19 protein-coding genes are annotated in these 19,596 nt (G+C 60.0%); 5 read left to right on the top strand and 14 right to left on the bottom strand.

Annotation, left to right across the window (positions count from 1 at the left end; genetic code table 11):
- Positions 1-4 precede the first annotated feature (4 nt).
- The 3 genes from maiA to CSC94_RS11800 all read left to right on the top strand — a co-directional run bounded on the left by maiA (position 5) and on the right by CSC94_RS11800 (position 2,553).
- Positions 5-646, top strand: coding sequence for a maleylacetoacetate isomerase (gene maiA / locus CSC94_RS11790; RefSeq protein WP_099306546.1), 642 nt, complete (start codon positions 5-7; stop codon positions 644-646).
- Positions 647-661: 15 nt separating this feature from the next.
- Positions 662-1,306, top strand: coding sequence for an EthD domain-containing protein (locus CSC94_RS11795; RefSeq protein ID WP_099306547.1), 645 nt, complete (start codon positions 662-664; stop codon positions 1,304-1,306).
- Positions 1,307-1,506: 200 nt separating this feature from the next.
- On the top strand, positions 1,507-2,553 hold the full coding sequence (locus tag CSC94_RS11800; protein WP_099306548.1) for an NADH:flavin oxidoreductase/NADH oxidase: 1,047 nt from the start codon (positions 1,507-1,509) through the stop codon (positions 2,551-2,553).
- Positions 2,554-2,685: 132 nt separating this feature from the next.
- Here the strand turns inward: CSC94_RS11800 and CSC94_RS11805 are convergent, their stop codons facing one another.
- The 6 genes from CSC94_RS11805 to CSC94_RS11830 all read right to left on the bottom strand — a co-directional run bounded on the left by CSC94_RS11805 (position 2,686) and on the right by CSC94_RS11830 (position 8,104).
- A complete protein-coding gene (locus CSC94_RS11805; RefSeq protein WP_099306549.1) occupies positions 2,686-3,459 on the bottom strand; it encodes an SDR family NAD(P)-dependent oxidoreductase in 774 nt (257 codons plus the stop codon).
- A gap of 197 nt (positions 3,460-3,656) precedes the next feature.
- Entirely contained in the window at positions 3,657-4,769 is a 1,113-nt protein-coding gene (locus tag CSC94_RS11810; RefSeq protein WP_165784410.1) for a C4-dicarboxylate TRAP transporter substrate-binding protein, read from the bottom strand.
- Between the two features lie 42 nt (positions 4,770-4,811).
- On the bottom strand, positions 4,812-6,122 hold the full coding sequence (locus CSC94_RS11815; RefSeq protein ID WP_099306551.1) for a TRAP transporter large permease: 1,311 nt from the start codon (positions 6,120-6,122) through the stop codon (positions 4,812-4,814).
- Between the two features lie 2 nt (positions 6,123-6,124).
- Complete coding sequence (locus CSC94_RS11820) at positions 6,125-6,646, bottom strand: TRAP transporter small permease subunit (protein ID WP_165784411.1); 522 nt, start codon at positions 6,644-6,646, stop codon at positions 6,125-6,127.
- A 223-nt stretch (positions 6,647-6,869) separates the two neighbouring features.
- Entirely contained in the window at positions 6,870-7,739 is an 870-nt protein-coding gene (locus CSC94_RS11825) for an arginase family protein (RefSeq protein ID WP_099306553.1), read from the bottom strand.
- A gap of 23 nt (positions 7,740-7,762) precedes the next feature.
- The gene (locus CSC94_RS11830) at positions 7,763-8,104 is read right to left on the bottom strand and encodes an EthD domain-containing protein (RefSeq protein WP_099306554.1); all 342 of its coding nucleotides are present in this window, start codon (positions 8,102-8,104) and stop codon (positions 7,763-7,765) included.
- Between the two features lie 338 nt (positions 8,105-8,442).
- On the opposite strand from CSC94_RS11830, the gene CSC94_RS11835 reads away from it, so the two are divergent.
- Positions 8,443-9,372, top strand: coding sequence for an AraC-like ligand-binding domain-containing protein (locus CSC94_RS11835; protein WP_099306555.1), 930 nt, complete (start codon positions 8,443-8,445; stop codon positions 9,370-9,372).
- 60 nt (positions 9,373-9,432) lie between these two features.
- Here CSC94_RS11835 and CSC94_RS11840 read toward each other — a convergent pair whose 3' ends face one another.
- The 8 genes from CSC94_RS11840 to CSC94_RS11875 form a co-directional block, all read right to left on the bottom strand.
- Positions 9,433-10,200 (bottom strand): SDR family NAD(P)-dependent oxidoreductase, encoded by a 768-nt coding sequence (locus CSC94_RS11840; RefSeq protein ID WP_099306556.1) that lies wholly within the window; start codon positions 10,198-10,200, stop codon positions 9,433-9,435.
- Between the two features lie 28 nt (positions 10,201-10,228).
- Positions 10,229-10,654 carry a nuclear transport factor 2 family protein gene (locus tag CSC94_RS11845; protein ID WP_099306557.1) on the bottom strand — a complete coding sequence of 142 codons (426 nt, stop codon included), beginning with the start codon at positions 10,652-10,654 and terminating at the stop codon, positions 10,229-10,231.
- A gap of 36 nt (positions 10,655-10,690) precedes the next feature.
- Positions 10,691-11,800 (bottom strand): alkene reductase, encoded by a 1,110-nt coding sequence (locus CSC94_RS11850; protein WP_099306558.1) that lies wholly within the window; start codon positions 11,798-11,800, stop codon positions 10,691-10,693.
- A 27-nt stretch (positions 11,801-11,827) separates the two neighbouring features.
- A complete protein-coding gene (locus CSC94_RS11855; protein ID WP_245408335.1) occupies positions 11,828-12,814 on the bottom strand; it encodes an ABC transporter permease in 987 nt (328 codons plus the stop codon).
- A 15-nt stretch (positions 12,815-12,829) separates the two neighbouring features.
- On the bottom strand, positions 12,830-15,340 hold the full coding sequence (locus tag CSC94_RS11860; protein ID WP_205853298.1) for an ATP-binding cassette domain-containing protein: 2,511 nt from the start codon (positions 15,338-15,340) through the stop codon (positions 12,830-12,832).
- Between the two features lie 13 nt (positions 15,341-15,353).
- Positions 15,354-16,526, bottom strand: coding sequence for a substrate-binding domain-containing protein (locus tag CSC94_RS11865; RefSeq protein ID WP_165784412.1), 1,173 nt, complete (start codon positions 16,524-16,526; stop codon positions 15,354-15,356).
- Between the two features lie 244 nt (positions 16,527-16,770).
- Positions 16,771-16,962, bottom strand: a complete 192-nt coding sequence (locus CSC94_RS11870) for a DUF2783 domain-containing protein (RefSeq protein ID WP_099306561.1) — start codon at positions 16,960-16,962, stop codon at positions 16,771-16,773.
- Positions 16,963-16,975: 13 nt separating this feature from the next.
- The gene (locus tag CSC94_RS11875) at positions 16,976-18,598 is read right to left on the bottom strand and encodes an FAD-dependent oxidoreductase (RefSeq protein WP_099306562.1); all 1,623 of its coding nucleotides are present in this window, start codon (positions 18,596-18,598) and stop codon (positions 16,976-16,978) included.
- Positions 18,599-18,810: 212 nt separating this feature from the next.
- Between CSC94_RS11875 and CSC94_RS11880 the strand changes: the two genes are divergently transcribed.
- Positions 18,811-19,284: a MarR family winged helix-turn-helix transcriptional regulator gene (locus CSC94_RS11880; protein ID WP_099306563.1), complete on the top strand. Its 474-nt coding sequence runs from the start codon at positions 18,811-18,813 to the stop codon at positions 19,282-19,284.
- The last annotated feature ends 312 nt before the right edge of the window (positions 19,285-19,596 follow it).

Here is a 19,596-nt window from a genome sequence, read left to right on the forward strand (position 1 = left end):
CCGATTGATTCTTCATGATTTCTTTCGCTCTTCCGCAGCCTACCGAGTTCGTCTGGCGGTCAACATCAAGGGCATTTCTGTGAGACAGCAGCCTCTGGACATGTATCGTGACGGCGGCGAGCACAAGATGCCAGGGTACACGGCGAAGAACCCGCTCAAGCTCGTACCGACGCTGGAACTGGACGACGGCCGTGCCTTGCCGGAATCCCTTGCAATCATCGAATACCTGGACGCGACACAAGGCGGGGCACGATTGATCCCGGACGATCCGTGGGAAGCCGCCCGCGTTCGTGCGGCAAGCTATGCAATCGCCTGCGACATTCACCCCCTCAACAATCTGCGCGTGCTCCAATACCTGGAACACGAGCTCGGCCAAGGCAAAGCGGCCATTCAATCCTGGTACGAGCACTGGGTTCGCGAAGGCGGGCTACTCGGTTTTCAGGACATGATTGGCAAGGATGGTCCCTATTGTTTTGGCGACCAGCTCAGCATGGCCGATTGTTGCCTGATCCCGCAGCTCTTCAACGCAAGGCGGCTCAATGTGCCCCTTGACGGGCTCGACCGCCTGGTCGCGATCGAAACGGCGTGTAACGACTTGCCAGCCTTCAAGGATGCACAACCGTCTGTTCAGCCCGGCGCCTTCTGAGGAAAGCAAGAAGCCGTGATCAAGCGAATTACCCTGCTCCGCCGCAAGGAAGACATTAGCGATGCGGCTTTCCGAAAGCACTGGGCGGAACCGCATGCCGAAATCGCCAAGGGCTTCGAAGGCATGGAGGGGTACAATCAGAACCGCGTGGATGCAATTTTCTGGCAAACGGGCGAGATCCCCTTCCATGTCGACGGAATTGTCGAACTGTGGTTCGCGTCGCAGGAAACAGTTGACCGGAATGCCGTTTCGGAAACCACAAAGGCGCTGATTGCAGACGAACCGCGGTTTCTTGCCGGATTGACCGGTCTGACGGTTGGCGAAGCCGAAATGAACCGTCCGATGGATCCCACCGGCAAGCTCATGGTCCTTGCCTGCACCAGGGACGTCGAGGGGTTGCGCAATGCGATCGAGGCCGCGTTGTCGGGCGCCGATCACGGCCTGCACCGGCACTGTGTGATCGAGCCGCTGGCGCCGGGGTTTACCAGGGAATTGCTCTGGTCCGAACCCACGCCGCCCAACATGGCGGTCACGGTCCGGATAGCAGCCGATGGCGCCAACGACATTGCCGTCAGCCGCGGATCGGGTCTTCACGACGCCTTTGCAAGCCATTCCGATGCCGCAACCGCATACGTGATCGATGAGCTTCGTATTGTGTGACCATAGGCGGATCAGGCCCGATTCCTGCGGGGTTCGAGACAAGAGACGGGGCTATGCCCCATCCATGTATGACTCGCGCCGCCAAACTTTGGTCTGCGCTCGCCAAACCAGCCTGACGCGCTTGTCGGGGCCGGGAAAAGACAGAAAACTGTCGGAAACAATGCAGGCGATCCTGCAACAAACCATATCAGGAGGTTCAGATGGCAAGCACGGTGTTCTCACCATTTTCCCTGCGAGGAATGACCGTGAAGAACCGCATTGTCATGTCGCCAATGCTCATGTACCGCGGTCAGGACGATGGCAAGATCAACGAGTACATCTATGCGCACTATGCCGCCCGGGCTCTCGGCGGCGCGGGTATGATCGGTACCGAAGTCATTGCGGTCGAGCCGCGGGGTCGCATTAGCCGGAACGATCTCGGCCTCTGGAGCGACGAGCAGGTCGACGGGCTGAAACGCATCACCGACTTTGCCCATAGCTGCAACGCCAGAGCTTTTGCCCAGTTGGCACATGCCGGTCGCAAGTCGCACATCACCGAAACCGCCATCGGTGCATCGGCCATTGCCTATGACAACACTCTCGGCACGCCGGCGGAGGCGACTGCCGAGGATATTGCGAGCGTAATCGAAAACTACAAGAGCGCCGCGCAGCGCGCTGTCGCAGCCGGCTTCGACGCCATCGAAATCCATGCGGCGAATGGCTATCTGCTGCACAATTTCCTGGCCCCGGTCTCGAATACGCGCTCGGATCAATATGGTGGACCGCTTCAAAACCGGATGCGCCTGCCGCTTGAAGTGGTTGACGCTGTGCGGTCGGTCATCCCCCAGGACATGCCCCTACTCTATCGCATCGTTGCACAGGATTTCGGAACGAATGGCGTGACCCTTGAGGACGCGGTTGCCCTCGCACGGGAATTGAAGGACCACGGCGTTGACCTGATCGACACCCAGACCGGTAATATCCTGCCGGGTTACGAAGGTCCGATATATCCGGGCTACCAGGCGGTTTATGGAACCAGGATCAAGGAAGCGTCGGGATTGCCGGTCGGCGCAACAGGATCGATTGCCTCGGTCGATCTGGCGGAGTTCCTGATTTCCAGTGGTCAGGCAGATCTCATCATGATGGGCCGCGCCCTGTTGCGCGACCCGTTCTGGCCGATCCGGGCTGCCAAGGACGCCGGCGTGGAAGTGGAATTCCCGATCCCCACCTATGCCCGTGCAACGGGACCATTCGAACGCGGGTTCTGATAGACGCGAAACGGCCCGGGTTTTCCGGGCCGTTTTGGTTCGGCTGCCTTGCTCGTACCGGCGAAGCGAACGACCGTTCCGGCGGGACGACGACGCTTGCAGGAGCAATCCGACCGCTACACTCGTCTTCGATCAAACGGCGCTGAAGCCGCCATCGACCGGCAGCATGACCCCGGTGACATAGGTCGACTGCGAAGAGACCAGAAACAGGACTGGCCCGACCAGTTCCTCCGGCTCGCCAAACCGCCTGAACGGGATGTGGTCGAAGTATTTCTCGACGGACTCCGGATTAGCCCTTGTCGGCTTGGTCATCGGCGTCTTGATGACACCGGGCGCGATCCCGTTGACCCGGATGCCGACCGGCGCCAGTTCGGCCGCCAGCGTCTTCGTCAGGAGCAGCGCAGCGCCCTTGGACATGCCATAGCCAACGCCGCCCGTGGTGGCGACGAAACTGGCGATCGAGCCGATATTCACCACCCGGCCACGCGTTCTGGTCAATTGCGGAAGAAAGGCCTTGACCATATTGGCGGAACCGAGCGCATTGACGGCCAGTTGCCTTTCAATCGAGGATATGAATCCTTCTTCCTGCGCAGGAACACGTTTGACGATCCCGGCATTGTTGATGAGGATCGAAACATCCCCAAAAGCCTCCGCCGCGGCACCGGCCAGTGCCTCGCAATCAGCCAGGCTGGAGACATCAGCCCTGACTCCGGTGACCTCCGCGCCGTCCTTGCGCATGGTATCCACCGTCTGCTGCAAGACTTCCGGGTTAAGATCGGCAAGAACGACTTTCGCCCCGCTTGCCGCAAGGCCGCCCGCGATCGCCGCGCCATTTCCCATCGCCGCACCCGTGACCACGGCAATATCGCCGGTCAGCAGACCGTGAAATCTTTTCGGATCGAACATGGCAGACCCGGATTGATCTTCTTGCTCCATTTCCCGCCCCTTCCCGCTGCTTGAATGGAAAACGGTCCCTCATGCTTGCAGACGTTGTCGCAAACCGGGAACGTCGATCGGAACAGTCATGCGATTATTCCCGGCAGCTACAGATCGCTGCCAAGGAAGAAGAGCGCGCTAAACAATGCCAGCGCGCTCTCCGTGGATCATTTCATGCCATAGGTGGCAGGATCGATCTTGCCCAGAAGTTCCTTGGAGACAACTGCAATCACGGCTTCGTTGTCAGAACGATCGACACCGTTCAGAAGGCCGGTCCATTTCGCCTGGAGGTTGTTGTACTCATCCAGGAGCGCCTGGGCATCTGCCACGCCATCGCTGCTGCCCACGACATTTGCAATGAACTCCTTCTTGTAGTCGGCAAGGAGGTTAGCCAGATCCTCGTCCGGCTCCGTCACCGCAATTCCGCGTTCCTTGGCATCGGCGAAAGACGCCGTCACCTGCTTGGTCCATTCGTCATGGGTTGCGACGAGCGCACGCACCATTTCGTCCAGCATCAGCTTGCGGTTCTCTTCGCTGATCTTCGCCCAGCTATCCTTCCGGAACACCCACAGCGCGCCAGTCGAGCCCCCCATCTTGACGGTCGTGATATTCTTTACGACCTCGTTGAACGACGCGGAAACAAGGTTTGTCGGATCAGCCATGACGCAATCGATGTTGCCACGCTGCATGCCGCTGTAGACATCACCGATGGGGACGGACACCGCGGTGCCGCCGAGTTTCTCGGCCAGACCGGTGAAGGATGCACCGGCCGTCCGGAACCGCTTGCCTTTCGCCTCCTCGAGGTTCTTCACCTCGGTATTGCACATGAAGAGGTAAAGCGGGGTTACATAGGCACCGCCGAAGACGACGTTGTAGTTGTCGTATTCGGCAATCATGGTCGGGTTGGTGTAGCCGAGTTCGGTATAGGCGAGCGCAGCGGCGAGCGAATCCGTCGACGTGAAGTTCGCGCTGTTGATGAAGGTCTCAACAGGCAGTTCGGCCGGAGTATAGGCCGGATAGAGGAAGCCGATATCGGCAACGCCATCGCGAACGCCGGTCATCGTCGTCTTCGCAGGCAAAAGAGATCCGCTGTAGTACACCTCGACATTCACCTCGCCGTTGGTCTTCTCCCGAACACGGTCGAAGAAGTTCTTATAGGCGTGGATCGACTGGGCATACGTTGGCGGAAGCCACTGGCTGGCCGTGAAGTCCGTAGCATGGGCCACTCCGGACGCCGCCACGGCAAAGATGGTCGATGCAAGCAGTGCTTTCAGGTTCATGTTCGAGGTCTCCTCCTTGTTGAACATATTGGCGTGCGGTCTCTAATGGCTGGCTCCCGGCAGCCAGAGAGACAGAAATGGAAAGGCGATGATCAGGGCGAGCGTTACGAAATCGGCCAAGAGAAAGCCGAAAGTTCCGCGGAAGATCTGGCCAAGCGAAACCTCATCCCCCATCGCGCTTTTCACGACGAAGATGTTCAGGCCCATCGGCGGCGTCACCATTCCCATCTCGAGCAGCTTGACCGTGATGACGGCAAACCAGACCAGGTCGACGCCATAGCTTTTCAGGATCGGGGTGAGCACCGGCAGCGTGAGAAGCATGATTGACACCGGCTCCAGGAAGCATCCCATGATCAGGTAGAGCACCGTGATCGCCAGCATCAGGCCGAGCTCGGTATGAATGTAGGTGCCAACGAGTTCGGAGAAGACATTGGCCATGCCGGTCAGCCCGAGAAGCCGCTGAAAGAGCGCCGCGCCCACGACGATGATGAATATGGAAGCCGTACCTTTCGCCGTGCGCTGCAGGGCCTCGTCGAAGGCGGCCATCGTGAACGATCTGCGGATGATCGCCAGAATAATGGTGAGGGCGGCTCCAATGGCGCCGGCTTCCGTCGGGGTGAAGAGCCCGGCAAAGATGCCGCCGATGACGCAGACTATGATGAGCGGCAGGGGCCAAACGTCCCGAAACGCCTCCCGGCGCTCTTCCCGCGATATTGTTTCAACGACGCGCGGGGCCATCTCGGGGCTGATTTTCACCCGGATCGTGATGTAGATGATGAAGACGACCGCTGACAGGATCCCGGGAACGACACCGGCGAGGAACAGGCTGTTGATCGACTCCGACATCGTGATCCCGTAGACGATCATCAGGACCGACGGTGGAATGAGCGCGCCAAGCGTGCCGGCCGCGGCCACCGAGCCCGTAGCCAGTCCAGGATGATACTTCGCCTTCAGCATTTCCGGTACGGCAGTGCGCGAGAAGGCAGCAGCAGTCGCCACGCTCGAACCGCTGGCCGATGCGAATAGCGCGGCGGAGATCACCGTCGCGGACGCCAGGCCACCGGGCAACCATCCAAGCGTGATGCGCGCTGACCGGAAAAGATTTTTCGTCAGTTCCGACGATGCCGCCACGTAGCCCATCAGCAGGAACATCGGGATGGCAGAGAGATTCCAGTCTCCCACCATTTCAAATGGAACGGCCTTCAGCACACCGATGCCGGCATTCACACTGATGGCTGCCGATATCCCGCCAAAGGCCACGATGCCCATGGCAATGCCGACCGGGACGCGGATGGCCACCAGCAACAGAACAACGCCAATGCTCGCCGCGCCAATGAATTCACGGTCGCTCATGGTCAGACAGCTCCGGTCGAGTCATGGGGAGAAGGTGTCGTCCCGGAGAGCATCACGCGGAACGCTTCAACAAGCTTGGCGGCGGCGGCAACAGAGCCAAGGAAAAGGCCTAGTGGCATGAAGACGCGAGCCGGCCAGACCGGCACATCCCAGGTCCCGGTCACGAACTCTTTGATCTCGAAGGCTTCGACGGCGACCTTGAAATAGATCCAGCCAAGCAGCGCATAGAAACCGATAGCCAAGAGGTTCGCTGTAATATCGAACAGATCTTTTACGAGGTTCGGAACATTGTCGCGCAGAACATCTACGGCAATGTTCTCCTCCAGGAGCTGAAGCAGGGCCAGGGGCAGAAAGATGATCGCCACCATCAGGTAGGACGCGACGATCGTGTCGATGCCCGGAATGGCGACATTCGCGACAGCCCGCGACAGAACGTCGGCAACGACAAGCAAGAGCATCAGAATGATGCCAATCGTCGAAAGACGCACCATTGCCTTGCTCATCAGATCAATGGCTCTGAACATCCAAGATACCTCCATCGGACACAGGCCTGGCGGATTGTCCGGTTCGATATCGTTCAGCCGGCCTGTTCGCTTGACGCGAATTCCGGGGTCTTTGCCCCGCATTCTTCTGTTCACGCACTACCAAGATGAAGCAGAATGCAGCGCGGTTCTGTCCTCTCGCCAAATGACAAACGGCCCTGCCCCGGCCGCCTGTCGGCCCAGTCAGAGGCCGCCGTCGGCACGGTCAATCGCCCAGGATTGGCATTTCGCGCATGGCATCGCGCAGGCGGAGCATGTCCCAAGGGAGATGTTCGGCGATTGCCAGCCCCACGACATCGCAGGCACCAGCGACGTCCTGGAGCAGGCGCATAACCTGCTCGAGAGCCATCCTGCCTTGGGGAATGCCGTTCCAGGTGCCCGCAGGCACGGCCGGGTTGTTGAAAAGCAATGGCGTAAACCGTGCAGGATCCAGAACATCGAGATCAAAGTGAATGGCGAGATGCTTGATACCCTGAGCTTCGATCCAGTCGAGGATCGGCCGGCTGGATTGCGCCAGTTCGCTCGCAGGGACATTGCGCAGGCCTAAACGAGCGATGATTTCGCCTTCCGGCTCGGACCACTCCTGAAGACCTGCGTAGATCACTTTCCTCGGATCGAGCTTCAGCGGCACCTGCGCATCGAGATCCGGATCACCGACGCCCAGCAGCGCACCAAGGACGTGGGCATGTGAATGGGCAAAATGGCGAGGTCCGATGACGTCAGGATGGCAGTCGATCCAGAGGACGCCAAGATCTCCCCCGTAGCGCTCGTTCAGATAGGCGATCGGTACGAGATCGATCAGGCAGTCGCCTCCAAGCGCCGCAATCCGGTCAGGCGCGTGCTTGTCAATCAACGCCCTCGCGGCCTTTGCTTGCCGCACAACGGCGGAGCGCCCGACGATGCCATTCTCGTTCTCCAGAATGGCGCCATCCGCCGGATTGTCGACCGGCACGGTTTCTTCCGGGCCGGTGGCTCTCGGCGCCAGAAAGGACAGTAGCTCGGAGCCGAAGAAATAGGCCGGCTCATTGCCGCCCTGCCATTGCGGCATGTTTAATCGAAGGGTCTTTCTTTGCATCTGCGGCACTCCCGGCATTCGGATCAGGGAAAGACCTTGCGATGGGTAAGCGGCAGCATCACCATCGTGTCGAAGTCGATGAAATTCATGGAATCGACCTTCAAGGCCTCAATCGGCCATGCATCCGCCGCCTGCTGGGCCGTCTCGAAGGTGTAGATGGAGATCGCGTCGTATGCGGGTCCACTGTCTGGGACATACTCGTCACCAAGGCCCGGTTCGCGGATCGGGTAGTGATCGTAGGCGACGAGGCCCTTCTCCTTGAGAATATCGACCATCAAGGGACCATGCACGTCGCGGTAATAGGCGCGAAACTCATCAATGGACATTCCCGGGACACGCCGGAAGACATAGGCAACGGTATGCATGACAATCCTCCTGTTTTCCAAAGGCTAGTCCGGGCAAGACTTGACAGCTTGATCGCCTCGGCCAACGGCATTGCAGGCTTGGCCAATTTCATCACGGCGCCGGCCCCGGATGGTTGCGGAGCAACGGTGGGTGCTCAAACGCGCGGAGGCCGGATGCGGGCAATCAGCGGCGCGGTTTTAGCCGCAAAGCCGCCGCTCCTCGGCAAGAGCTGGTCAATTCCGCTTTATCAAAAGCGATATTGGGGACATAATATAAGTGTGGCGGCCGTTCGGGAGACGGCACCGCCAAGCTTTGTCGGAAGCAAAGCGTGGCGACGCCATTGGGAGGAAGAAAAAATATGAGTGCTCTATCGACGACGAGCGTCAAGCCGTCCGATGTCATTCCGTTCTGGACGGATGTCGTTTGCAAAACATACGTGCGGGTCGGCTGTGAGATTGATAACAATAGCCGATTCCGCGCAGGTGTCAGGACCGTCGATTTCGGCCGTACCCGGCTGAGCCGCGTGGCATCGACGCCGATCCGCTACGAGCGAACGACAGAGAACATCGCCGATTGCGGCAATGACGACTACCTCATCAAGTTGCTGACGGCGGGCCAAGCCCGAATCGAACAGCATGGACGATCCACGTTGATCGGACCTGGCGACCTCTGCCTTTTCGATACTGCGCGGCCATACAAGCTAGTCTTTCCCGACACATATCAGGCTGTCATGCTGAAGATCCCGCGCGCCGAACTGGATGCGCGACTGCCGGTCGCCGAGGATGTAGCGGCCATGCGCGTAGCGGCCGATGGACGGTACACGCGCCTGGCGGCAACCATGCTCTCGTCGTCGACCGATCTGATGGGCGATGAATCCACCTCCTCACCGCGCCTTGGCGCGAACCTGATTGACCTGATTGCCCTGGCATTTGACGCCTGTTTCAACGACCTGCAACCGAATGATAGCCGTTACAGCAAGATCGTTGTCCGGGCACAGGACATGATCATGCAAAACCTGTTCAATCCGGACTTCGATATTGCGAGCGTCCCGAAAGGAATCGGCGTCTCGTCCCGCACGTTGAACCGCGCGTTTGCACAACAGAATATCGCACCGGCGAAATGGATGTGGGGCAAGCGCCTGGAGGCGAGCCGCAGCCTTCTCGAGACGGGGCGGGCAGATTCCGTGTCCGATGCGGCCATGCGATGCGGCTTCAACGATTTCTCGCATTTCAGCCGTGCCTTCAAGGCCCGCTTCGGGGTTAATGCGAGTACCGTCTTCGGACGGTAATAAAAAAAGGCGCGGTTTTCCCGCGCCTTTTCGAGACTTGTATCCGGTGAGCGGTTCGCCTCAGCGGGCGACAAAACCGCCGTCGATTGACAGGATGGTACCGGTGACAAACGCCGACTTGCCCGAAAGCAGCCAGGCGATGCCTTCAGCCATGTCCTCGGGTTGACCCCAGCGGTTCATTGGATGGGCCGCAGCAGCATCGGCGTATTCCTGTGTGCCGCGCTTGATCATCAGGCCCTGGTCGGTGACCATCGGGGTCTCGGTGAAGCCCGGAGCGATCGCGTTGACACGAATGCCCTGTTCTGCGACTTCGAGCGCAGCAGCCTTGGTGGCGCCGGCAACGCCATGCTTGGCTGCCGAATAGGCGACGAAATTCGCTCCGGCCGTAAGGCCCCAGATGGAACAGGTGTTGACGATCGTGCCGCTACCAGCCGGGATCATCACCTTGAACTCGGCCTGCATACATGCGATCACGGCCATCAGGTCAATGGCAATGATCTGGCGCGCGGCGGCGAGATCATAATCGACAAGCGGCCCGATTGGCCCCGTAATGCCGGCGTTGTTGACTGCCATATCGAGGCCGCCGAACGCAGATACGGTCGCCTTGACTGCCGCTTCGATGTCGGAGTCGTTGGTCACATCGCACAGGATCGTTTCGGCACTGCCGCCAGCGCCCTCGATTTCCTTTTTGACCGAGGCCAGCTTCTCGGCATTCATGTCCGCCAGCATCACCCTGGCGCCACCCTGGGCAAGACGGAGCGCGGTCGCCCGGCCGATGCCGGAGGCAGCCCCCGTTACAAGGGCGGACTTGTTCGCAAATTCACTCATGGTTCAACTCTCTTCCTGTTTTTTCAGTTCAGAACGGGGCATCCAGAACGCCGTCCATGCGGCTCATGCGCCAGACACCATCGGTGTCCTTGACCACGTCAACGTCATACCAACCGCCCGAAACAGAACGGGAGACGCCGTTTTCAGCGGCAAGCAGGTTCAGGAAACAGCGGAACTTGGCGGTGGTTTCGGTCTGTTCGGAGAAGATGAAGTTGGACATGCAATGGCGGCGCTGGTCCGTCTGAGACTTGCGGATGCCCTCCAGTACCGAAACGATCTCGGCCCGGCCGTTCATCGGCCCCCAGGCGATATCGGTGCCCGTGACCTTGCCGCCGCTGGTGGCATTTTCGGTGAACGAATCCGCCAACAGGGCGAAATCCGCTTCGTCATAGCCGAAAGCGTATTTCGCTGTGACTTCCATGATGAGCTGACGGTCGGCTGCGTTATGTGACATTTTTGGTCTCCTCCATTTCAAGTCGTTCGCGCGCGTTCAAGCGGGCTGCAGTTGGTCAATCGTCGGAAAATCCGTGTAGTCGGCCTCGCCACGGGCATACCATCCGCCGCCGGGTGCCTCCGCGATCGGAGCCCCCTTGGCGATCCGCGCGACAAGGTCGGGGTTGGCAAAGAAACCACGGCCAAAGGAAATTGCCTGCACCCGCCCGGTGGCCAAAAGCTCGGCGCCCTGATCGATGGCAATCCCGCCATTGGCGATGATCGGGCCGGAGTAGTTGGGCCGCAGCACGTCGAGGATCTTGTCGAGGTCCGGGAAACCGAACCAGCCGTTCATGTCCGCGAAATGCACATAGGCGGCGCCAAGGCGTTCCATCTCGGCGGCAAGGTGGCCATAGATCGCCTCCGGATCCGACGGCCGCGAATTGTTGTAGGCGGCATAGGGCGAGAAGCGAATGCCGATCCTGCTCGCGGGCAGGTGTTCAGCGATGGCCTCGAATATCTCGACGATAAAGCGGGCTCGGTTCTCGACGCTGCCGCCGTATTGATCGTCGCGGACATTCAGGCGGTCACAGAGGAACTGATTGGGCAGGTAGCCGTTCGCGGCGTGGATCTCGACACCGTCGAAGCCAGCCTCGATGGCATTCTTTGCCGCCGTAGCATAGTCAGCGATGGTCTGCCGGATGTCGTCCAGCGTCATTGCGCGCGACGGCGTCGGCGCGATCTTGACGTAGGAACCATTCTCCAGTTTGGCGTAGGGGTCGATCATGCCGGGATCGTCGTTCACGCCGCTGGGCGAAAGCGGTTCCTTGCCTCCCATGATGTAGGTCGCACCCACGCGCCCGCAGTGCCAAAGCTGGCAGAAGATCAGCCCGCCTTCATCATGCACCGCTTCGGTTACAGGCTTCCAGGCCTCGACCTGTTCACGCGAATAGAGGCCGGGCGCCCGCTCGAAGCCGACGGCATTCTTGTTGACATAGGTGCCTTCACTGATGATCAGCCCGGCCGTGGCACGCTGGCGATAGTATTTTGCCATGATGTCGACCGGCACACCGTCTTCCGTCGCCCGGGCCCTGGTCAGAGGCGGCATGATGATACGGTTGGGCAACTCGAGATCGCCGATCTTGAGCGGATCGAAATAGGTTGTCATGATTTCCTCCCTGAAACGTATTTTGTCTCACCGTGCCGATTTCATACGGAACATCGAGAAATCCGCGGTGCGCAGGCCTACCGCCAGCACGATGGCAAGTGCCTGGACGAAAAGCTGAACAGCGTTCGACGCGCCCATCGACAGCACCATCTGACCAAGCTGCGTCATGAAGAGCGCGGCGATACCGCTGGCAACGACGCTGCCGCGCCCACCGGTAAATGGCGTGCCGCCCACAACGACTGCGGCAATGCCGGGAAGCAGGTAGTCGGCGCCTGCCGTGTGGGATGCATTGCCGATGTATCCGGCAAAAAGCATGCCCGCGACGGAAAAGCTGAGGCCTGCGGCTACGTAGGCGCCGACCTGGTAACGCTCCGCGTCTATTCCCGCAGAAGCCGCGGTTTCAGGATTGACGCCCACGGCGACGAAGCGGCGTCCATGTATTGTCCGCCGGGTGATTGTAGCAACGACAACGATGAAGAGCACGGCCAGCAACAGGCTGTAGGGCAACCCGGCGACGCGCTGGGTTGCGAATTCCTTGAGTGCCTGCGGAGCCGCAATTGGCGTCCCGTGCGAGATCTGTCGCACCAGCCCTGTCAGGACCGCTCCCATGGCGAGCGTGGTGACGATCGGCGTGATCGAAAGCCGTGTCACGAGCAGGCCGTTGCAAAGGCCGGCCAGCATCCCGCCTGCCAGGCCACCAAGCACGGCGAGGTAGAGTGGCCAGCCCCATGCTGAAAGCATCGACACCAACATGCCTCCGAGCGCGATCGACCCGGCAGCGGACATGTCGAGGCCCCTCTGCTGAATGACGAGCGTGTGGCCAACGGCCACGATCCCCAGCATCCCTGCAAAGGGAAGCATTGAGAGCAGCGCGCCCTTCGAAACAGACCCTGGTGCAACGACCCAGCTGATCAGGAACAGGAGGACCGTACCGATCCAGATCCATCCATATTCGCCGATGCGTTCTGTCAAGCTCGGCATCTTTTCACGGGTCCTGGATGTCAAATCGCTCATTTCATCCCCTCCGGATCAGTGGCTCGCGGCCATGCGGCGGCTGTGGGAATAGATTGCGACACCCAGGAGGATCATGATGCCCTGGAGGTAGAAGGTCCAAGCATCACTGAGCCGCAGGAATGTCGCCACAACATTGACCTGGTTCAGCATCAGCGCCCCGAACAGGGCACCGAGGAAGGTGCCGCGGCCGCCCGCCAGGCTGGCCCCGCCAATCACGACCGCCGCAATGCTGGCCAGCGTGTAGTTGATGCCGCTCTTTGGATCGCCAATGCCCACCTGGATCATTAGCGGGAAGGCCGCCAGCCCCGCGAAGAAGGAGCAGAGCAGGTAAGCGGCAAGACGGGTCCGGAAAGGTGAAATGCCGGCAACCCGGGCGGATTCGCGCCGCGAACCGAAGCCACGCAAGGCAATGCCTGCCCCGGTTCTCAGCAATCCGAATTCCAGAAACAGCGCGAGCGCGACCGCCACGAAGATCAGGACCGGAACGAAGCCGATTTTGGCCCCGACGACATTGTAGACACCGGGTCCGATCAGTCCGTCGGGCTGCGGCCGCAGCGTAAGCGAAACGGCCTGAACGGCAATGAAGGTTGCCAGCGTGGCGACCATCGCATGCATGCCGAGCTTTTCGGTCAAGAGGAAGTTCAGGAACCCGACACCAAGCGCGGCGGCAAGAACCATCACGATCCCGAGCAGCGCCATCGCCGGGCCTGCATCCTGCAGGAAGAAGAAAGATCCGACGACAACGCCCAACCCCATGACAGGGCCGACGGACAGATCGATCTCACCTATAAGAAGCACGAATTGCTGCCCGTAGGCGACCAGGGCGAGCGTTCCGACCAGAGCCAGCATGCCTGAGAAATTGCGTGCTGACAGATAGAAGGGACTGATCGAACTGGCATAGGCACCGACCGCCAGGATCGCCAGCCCGACGAGAACGATTGGCGCCCAATGGCCCGCCGCCCATTTCCAGAACCAGCCAATGCTCTTCTCGTAGCGATGACGTTCCGTGGTCGACGTAAGGACGGCCTCAGTGATGTTGTTTTCGACAACATCGTCGCCTTTCAACTCGCGCACGATCTGGCCACGCGAGAACACCATCACGCGGTCACACAGACCTGCGATCTCCGCTGCATCGGATGAAACGACGATGATTGTTGTTCCATTATTTGCGATTTCGCGAAGGATCCGGTAGATCTCGGCGCGAGCGCCGATGTCGACGCCTTGCGTCGGCTCGTCAATCAGCATGACCGCCGGTTCCGCGCCAACCACCGACGAGAGGATCAGCTTCTGCTGATTTCCGCCAGAAAGCGAACGGATCGGCGTCTCTATGCTGGGAGTTTTGACATTGTATCCGGCGACCGCGTCGCGGACCCGGCTGCGTTCCCGCTGCTCGCTGACAAGGCCGGAGACCGTATCCGTCTCGGTGGAACGGATCGAGAAGTTCTCTCGGACCGACAAGTCGGCAAGAATGCCTTCGTGGTGACGGTCACCGGGGAGGAAACCGATGCCGGCCTTTCGCGCCTGGCCCGGGGAGGCAACGGAAACAGCCTTTCCGTTGACCTCGACATTGCCAGAACCGGCGTTTCGGCCAGCTAGAGCCCGGAGGAATTCACGCTGCCCGTTGGCATCGATCCCCGCAAGACCAAGTATCTCGCCGTGGCGGACGGCCATGGAAACATCACGGAAACCGTCGCCAGAGAAGTTGCGGACCATGAGGACGGGCTTCGCATCAACGAGATTCCCGCCTTTTTCGGGGAATGGATGCTCGATCGCCGAACCGACGATCAGCTCGATGATCCGCCCCTCATCGAGCGTATCCATCGGATATGTGCCCTGCCCCTGACCATCCCGAAGGACCGTCACCCGTTCCGCGATCTCGCGGACTTCGCGGATTCGGTGAGAGATATAGACGACGGAAGCGCCGCCGGCCGTCAGTTCCCGGATTCTGGCAAAGAGCCGGCGAACGTCTTCTGCGCCCAGATGCTCGGTTGGCTCATCGAGGACGAGGATTCGCGGCTGCGCTGCCAGGGCCTTGGCGATCTCTGTGATGAACCGCTGCTCGGGATTGAGAGAAGACACCACGTCCTCCGGACCGAAAGACAGATCCGGGTTCCAGCGGTCCAGCGCCTGCCTTGCAAATGCTGCCATGCCGGAGACCTGGGGCCGCAGTTTGTGGGGCATTCCGAGAAAAATGTTCTCAGCCACCGTCAGGTCCGGCATCAAAGCCGGCTCCTGGTGGACAATGGCCAAGCCCAGTTCGCGCGCACCGTCAGGATCCCCCTTTATCGGCTTACCGCTAATAAAGACCTGTCCATCTGTCGGAGCCAACGCCCCCGACGCGATGGCCATGAGTGTGGATTTGCCGGCGCCATTCTCGCCGATGAGGCCATGAACCTCACCGCCGAGAACCGTGAAGGAAACGGCGTCCAAGGCTCGAACGCCTGGGAAATCCCTCGTAACCGAGTTGAGCTGGAGCATGGCTTTGCCCGCCATCCCGGCCGAGATGGATGAGAAGTGTTCGGTCATGGACGCCTGCGCCTTACTGCTTGAAGACGTCTTGCATCTGTTCGGGGCTGAGGAGGCCCGAAAGATCGGCGTCCAGCGGCGCAGCCGGATCGCACTTGGGGTCAACGCCTGCCGCGCTGTCGGCGAACACTGTCGCCACCATGCCCAGCGGATCGGAATCTTCCGTTCCCTGGTAGATCGCCATGCCCCGCCGCACCGCATGCCTCACCTGCGTCGTGGTGCCGTCAATCGTATAGTAGGGCCAAGCATTGCCGGCCTTCTTGGCATCCATGTACATGCAGTTGAGTTCGTTGTTCGACGCGAGGCTGACAACGGCCGGAACCTTGAGACCAGCCTGCTCGAATGCACGGATGACCGCGATGGTGACCGGGCCGAAGTCGGACATGATGGCGTCGATCTTGGGGTACTGGGCGATAACGCCGGCAGTCGCCTTCTGTGCATCGGCCGGGTTCCAGTTGGTCGCCACGTGCGTATCCTGGAGCAACTTGATGCCCGGACGCGACGCCGCTGCCTTCTTGATGCCATTCATGAAGTTGGCCGAGAACCCGTTGCCGGCGGGACCGGAGAAGTAGAGGACGTTCGCCTCGCCGACGTTCTTCTCTACCCAGCCAACCCACTTTTCAGAAGCGGCGTCGAAATCCTGGATGACGTTGGCCGAGTAATCGACGCCCGGGTTCCCGCCGAGATTGACGTTGTAGGGCACCGTGACCACGCCAGCCTGGGTCGCCGAGCGAATGGCGGGGATCATCGCCGGGCCGAAGTCCGGGAAAATCACCATCACGTTCACACCCTGGGCGGTCAGGCTGTTGATGTCCGAGTTCGTCTTTGCCGGATCGCCCGCACCGTCAGCGTAGAGGACTTCGGTGACGTTCTTGCAGGGCGAGAGTTCGTCCTTCATTTCAGCCAGAGCGGTCTTGCGCCAGGTATCGCCACCGAAGCCGTCGACCAGAGCAACGATGGTGGGCTTGTCGCCGCAGATCCCGGCCATGTCGGCACCGGTTCCCATCGGAATCGATCCTTCCTGCGCCGAGGCCGCGGACGCCATCATCAGCGTCGCGAGCGATACACCACCAAGCGCATTCAAAGTCTTGCGAATTACTTTCATGCTTTTCCTCCCAGAAAGACACGCGTTGATCGGCCAGGGCCACATGGTCCGCGCCACTGCCTCGAACAGGCGGCGGAGCATGAACCTTCTGTGATCCTGCATCCCGGGAAAGATGACACTCGCGATTGATTGCCACTTGCACGTCCTTGCCAGACATTTGACCGTCCCGGACAATTTTAAGCGCCCAGATCGTGCTTCGTGCGGTTTGGAGGTGGGACCGCAAAAAGAAATGCGCGGCGGAAGGCAACCTCCCGCAGCGCATCGGTCAATGACGCAGGCAATGACAACCGCACGTCCAGTCAGACTGCGGCTCGGCGAAACCCTTCTAGCCGTCGGCTGCCAGTTTCAAGGCCGCATCCAGGACTTCCGGATCGCCGATATGGTTGCAGAGGATGAGGACCAGGCGCGCATTCAGGGCGTCGCTCTGCTCTTTTGTCCTGCCCTCGTGGACCGCCAGCAACTTAGCGTAAAAGTCGTCCGGCCCGTCGATGTTCGGGTCTGTATTGAGAGTGCTCATCGGGTGCTCCTCCTCAAGCGCGTCCGGTTGCGATGTTCACGGCCTGTCTGATTGCCGCCTCGTCGAAACGCTCCCACCGTGCCGCCACGTGCTGATCGGGGCGCATGAGATAGACGGCGGAACCCGCGTCGCCCAGGTATCGATGGGCCAGTTCCGGATTGCCAGCCGCCGATAGCGCGACACGGGTGACCGAAATGCCATCGACATCGAGACTTTCCGGCGCATCGGCATCAATCGTCATCAGCTGGAACTCGCCGCCAAGGATTTCCAGCAGCCACTTGCCGTCCACTGGTGCATCGACCATCGAGGCTCCGACACGCGTCCGTTCAGGGCCGCCGACGACGGCATCTGGTCCGTTCAGCGACAATCCGTCATAGACGCAGGGAACGGAGAGCCGGCCGGAATTGACCAGCGGCCGGGCAAACTTCGCCTTGCCGGCCAGTGACAGCACCGCGTCCCGGAAGATCTTGCTGATTTCGGACTTGGGTGTGATGAAGTCGGTCGACCGCGTCGAGTTCAGGATGTTCTCGTCGGCACCGTGAACCCGCTCCTCGGTATAGGTGTCCAACAGGCTTTCCGGCGCCTTTCCATTGATGACCAGTCCGAGCTTCCAGCCAAGATTGTCGACGTCCTGCATCCCCGAATTCGCGCCGCGCGCACCGAAGGGGCTCACCTGGTGCGCGGCATCGCCGGCAAAGAAGATCCGGCCATGGCGGAATCGCTCCATTCGCTTGCACTGGAATGTGTAGATCGATGACCAGACCATGTCATAGGCGACATCGGGACCCAGGAAGGCATCGAGCCTGCGCCGGATGTTCTCTTCCTTGAGTTCTTCCTTGCGATCAACGTCCCAGCCGATCTGGAAGTCGACCCGCCAGACATCATCGGGCTGCTTGTGCAAGAGCGTCGACGCCCCTTGGCCATGGGTCGGCTCGAACCAGAACCAGCGTTCGGTCGGGAACTTCATGTCGCCCCTCATCTTGATGTCGGCGATGAGGAAGCTGTCCTGGAAGACCTTGCCGGTGAATTCCTCGCCCAGCATGGCTCGGACGGGCGAACTTGCGCCGTCACATGCAACAAGCCAGTCCGCCTCCACCTTGTACGGACCGTCCGGGGTCATCACGTCGAGGACGACATGGTCGCCCTTGTCGTCAACCGCATCGACACGGTTCTTGCCGCGCAATTCGATGGGTGCACCGGCGGCCTGCAGGGCACGCAGGCGTTCGATCATGTATTGCTCGAAATAGGGCTGCTGAAGATTGATAAACGCCGGATACTTGTGCCCCTCCTCCGGCAGGAGGTTGAACTCGAAGACCTTGTCGTCCTTGTGGAAGACCTTGCCAAGGTTCCAGACGACCCCCTTGTCGAGCATGGGCTCGCCACATCCGTAGCGGTCGGCGATTTCCAGGCATCGCTTTGCAAAGCAGATGGCGCGGCTGCCCATTCCGATGCCCTCATGGTCATCCAGAACCAGCACCGGAATTCCCTGCTCGCCAAGATCGAGCGCGGTCGCGATGCCGATTGGCCCGCCGCCGACGACCACCACCTTGTGGCGAACCGCCTCCGCCTTGTCCTGGTCGGGCGACTTTTCGTACGGATAGACCTTTTGCGCCAAGGTATATCTGTCCTGGAACATATCCTTCTCCTCCTCACGGCTGCCGGAGCCAAATCCGTCAAAACTGCAACAGTGTCACCCTGCCCCGCCTCTTGGCACAGCCGGTGTTTCAACGAGGACCGGTGATCCTGCCAAAAACACTTCGTTGCGTTTGCAATGACCTGTTTATTGTTGCATCTGTAACGAATGTCAATATCATTTCGTTTGCAACGAACGAAACCGGGACAACGGGAATGAAAAGTTTCGATCTGGCCGACTACCTGCCCTACCGGCTCGCGGCCCTTTCAGAGCGGATCAGCCGCCGCCTGGCCCTGGAATACGGCCAGTCGCATGGTCTCTCGATGGCCGAATGGCGCGTCCTGGTCCACCTTTCCCGCCACAGCGAAGTTTCGGTGGGCGAGATCTGCACCTACGTGAACCTGGAAAAGCCCCGCGTCAGCCGGGCGGTCGCAAGGCTCGAGAGCGCGGGCCTCGTCAACAAGTACAATGCAAAGGACGATCACCGGCTGGTGGCGATCTCGCTGACCGACAAAGGCACTGACGCTCTCAAGGAGATCATCGCGGCAGCATTGGCATATGAAAAGCGACTGACCGCCGCCCTAACGCCGAAAGACATGGAAAGACTGCTCGAAATCGCAGAGAAACTGCACGGCGTTCTGGACAAGGATCCCCTCTCCATGCCGCGCCCGGAGATCGACCGGAACTGATGTCAGGCAATAGCGGGCCTATGTTGTCGATTGCTTTTCGATGAAAAGTAGATCAGGCATTTTGCAACGCAGGCCATATTCAGACGCGATCAAGGCTGTGGTTGCTTGTTGAGCTAGGTCGGGTGAGTAACCAGGATCGAGTCCGAACATCCCGCTCGATGTTTAGACTCGATGGTCCACCAGTGGCAAAGCCTATGCTTGCCGAGAACCGAGAGAGATGAACGCGGCGACAATCATCTGGAACTGTTAGCTGTTAGAAAATCAAGAGAACGCAATTCAGTTACGACGTCCGCGGCCTCAATTTTCTTAGAT

Origin of the sequence: Zhengella mangrovi, from assembly GCF_002727065.1 — a bacterium.
Taxonomy (GTDB): domain Bacteria; phylum Pseudomonadota; class Alphaproteobacteria; order Rhizobiales; family Rhizobiaceae; genus Zhengella; species Zhengella mangrovi.

What these genes read in the sequence shown, in the direction of transcription:
- CSC94_RS11815 (WP_099306551.1), bottom strand. Translation starts at nt 6,122, where the DNA reads ATGAGCGACCGTGAATTCATTGGCGCGGCGAGCATTGGCGTTGTTCTG.
- CSC94_RS11810 (WP_165784410.1), bottom strand. Translation starts at nt 4,769, where the DNA reads ATGAACCTGAAAGCACTGCTTGCATCGACCATCTTTGCCGTGGCGGCG.
- CSC94_RS11840 (WP_099306556.1), bottom strand. Translation starts at nt 10,200, where the DNA reads ATGAGTGAATTTGCGAACAAGTCCGCCCTTGTAACGGGGGCTGCCTCC.
- CSC94_RS11865 (WP_165784412.1), bottom strand. Translation starts at nt 16,526, where the DNA reads ATGCTCCGCCGCCTGTTCGAGGCAGTGGCGCGGACCATGTGGCCCTGG.
- CSC94_RS11835 (WP_099306555.1), top strand. Translation starts at nt 8,443, where the DNA reads ATGAGTGCTCTATCGACGACGAGCGTCAAGCCGTCCGATGTCATTCCG.
- CSC94_RS11855 (WP_245408335.1), bottom strand. Translation starts at nt 12,814, where the DNA reads ATGAGCGATTTGACATCCAGGACCCGTGAAAAGATGCCGAGCTTGACA.
- CSC94_RS11875 (WP_099306562.1), bottom strand. Translation starts at nt 18,598, where the DNA reads ATGTTCCAGGACAGATATACCTTGGCGCAAAAGGTCTATCCGTACGAA.
- CSC94_RS11830 (WP_099306554.1), bottom strand. Translation starts at nt 8,104, where the DNA reads ATGCATACCGTTGCCTATGTCTTCCGGCGTGTCCCGGGAATGTCCATT.
- CSC94_RS11860 (WP_205853298.1), bottom strand. Translation starts at nt 15,340, where the DNA reads ATGACCGAACACTTCTCATCCATCTCGGCCGGGATGGCGGGCAAAGCC.
- CSC94_RS11880 (WP_099306563.1), top strand. Translation starts at nt 18,811, where the DNA reads ATGAAAAGTTTCGATCTGGCCGACTACCTGCCCTACCGGCTCGCGGCC.
- CSC94_RS11825 (WP_099306553.1), bottom strand. Translation starts at nt 7,739, where the DNA reads ATGCAAAGAAAGACCCTTCGATTAAACATGCCGCAATGGCAGGGCGGC.
- CSC94_RS11800 (WP_099306548.1), top strand. Translation starts at nt 1,507, where the DNA reads ATGGCAAGCACGGTGTTCTCACCATTTTCCCTGCGAGGAATGACCGTG.
- CSC94_RS11850 (WP_099306558.1), bottom strand. Translation starts at nt 11,800, where the DNA reads ATGACAACCTATTTCGATCCGCTCAAGATCGGCGATCTCGAGTTGCCC.
- CSC94_RS11805 (WP_099306549.1), bottom strand. Translation starts at nt 3,459, where the DNA reads ATGTTCGATCCGAAAAGATTTCACGGTCTGCTGACCGGCGATATTGCC.
- CSC94_RS11820 (WP_165784411.1), bottom strand. Translation starts at nt 6,646, where the DNA reads ATGTTCAGAGCCATTGATCTGATGAGCAAGGCAATGGTGCGTCTTTCG.
- CSC94_RS11845 (WP_099306557.1), bottom strand. Translation starts at nt 10,654, where the DNA reads ATGTCACATAACGCAGCCGACCGTCAGCTCATCATGGAAGTCACAGCG.
- CSC94_RS11870 (WP_099306561.1), bottom strand. Translation starts at nt 16,962, where the DNA reads ATGAGCACTCTCAATACAGACCCGAACATCGACGGGCCGGACGACTTT.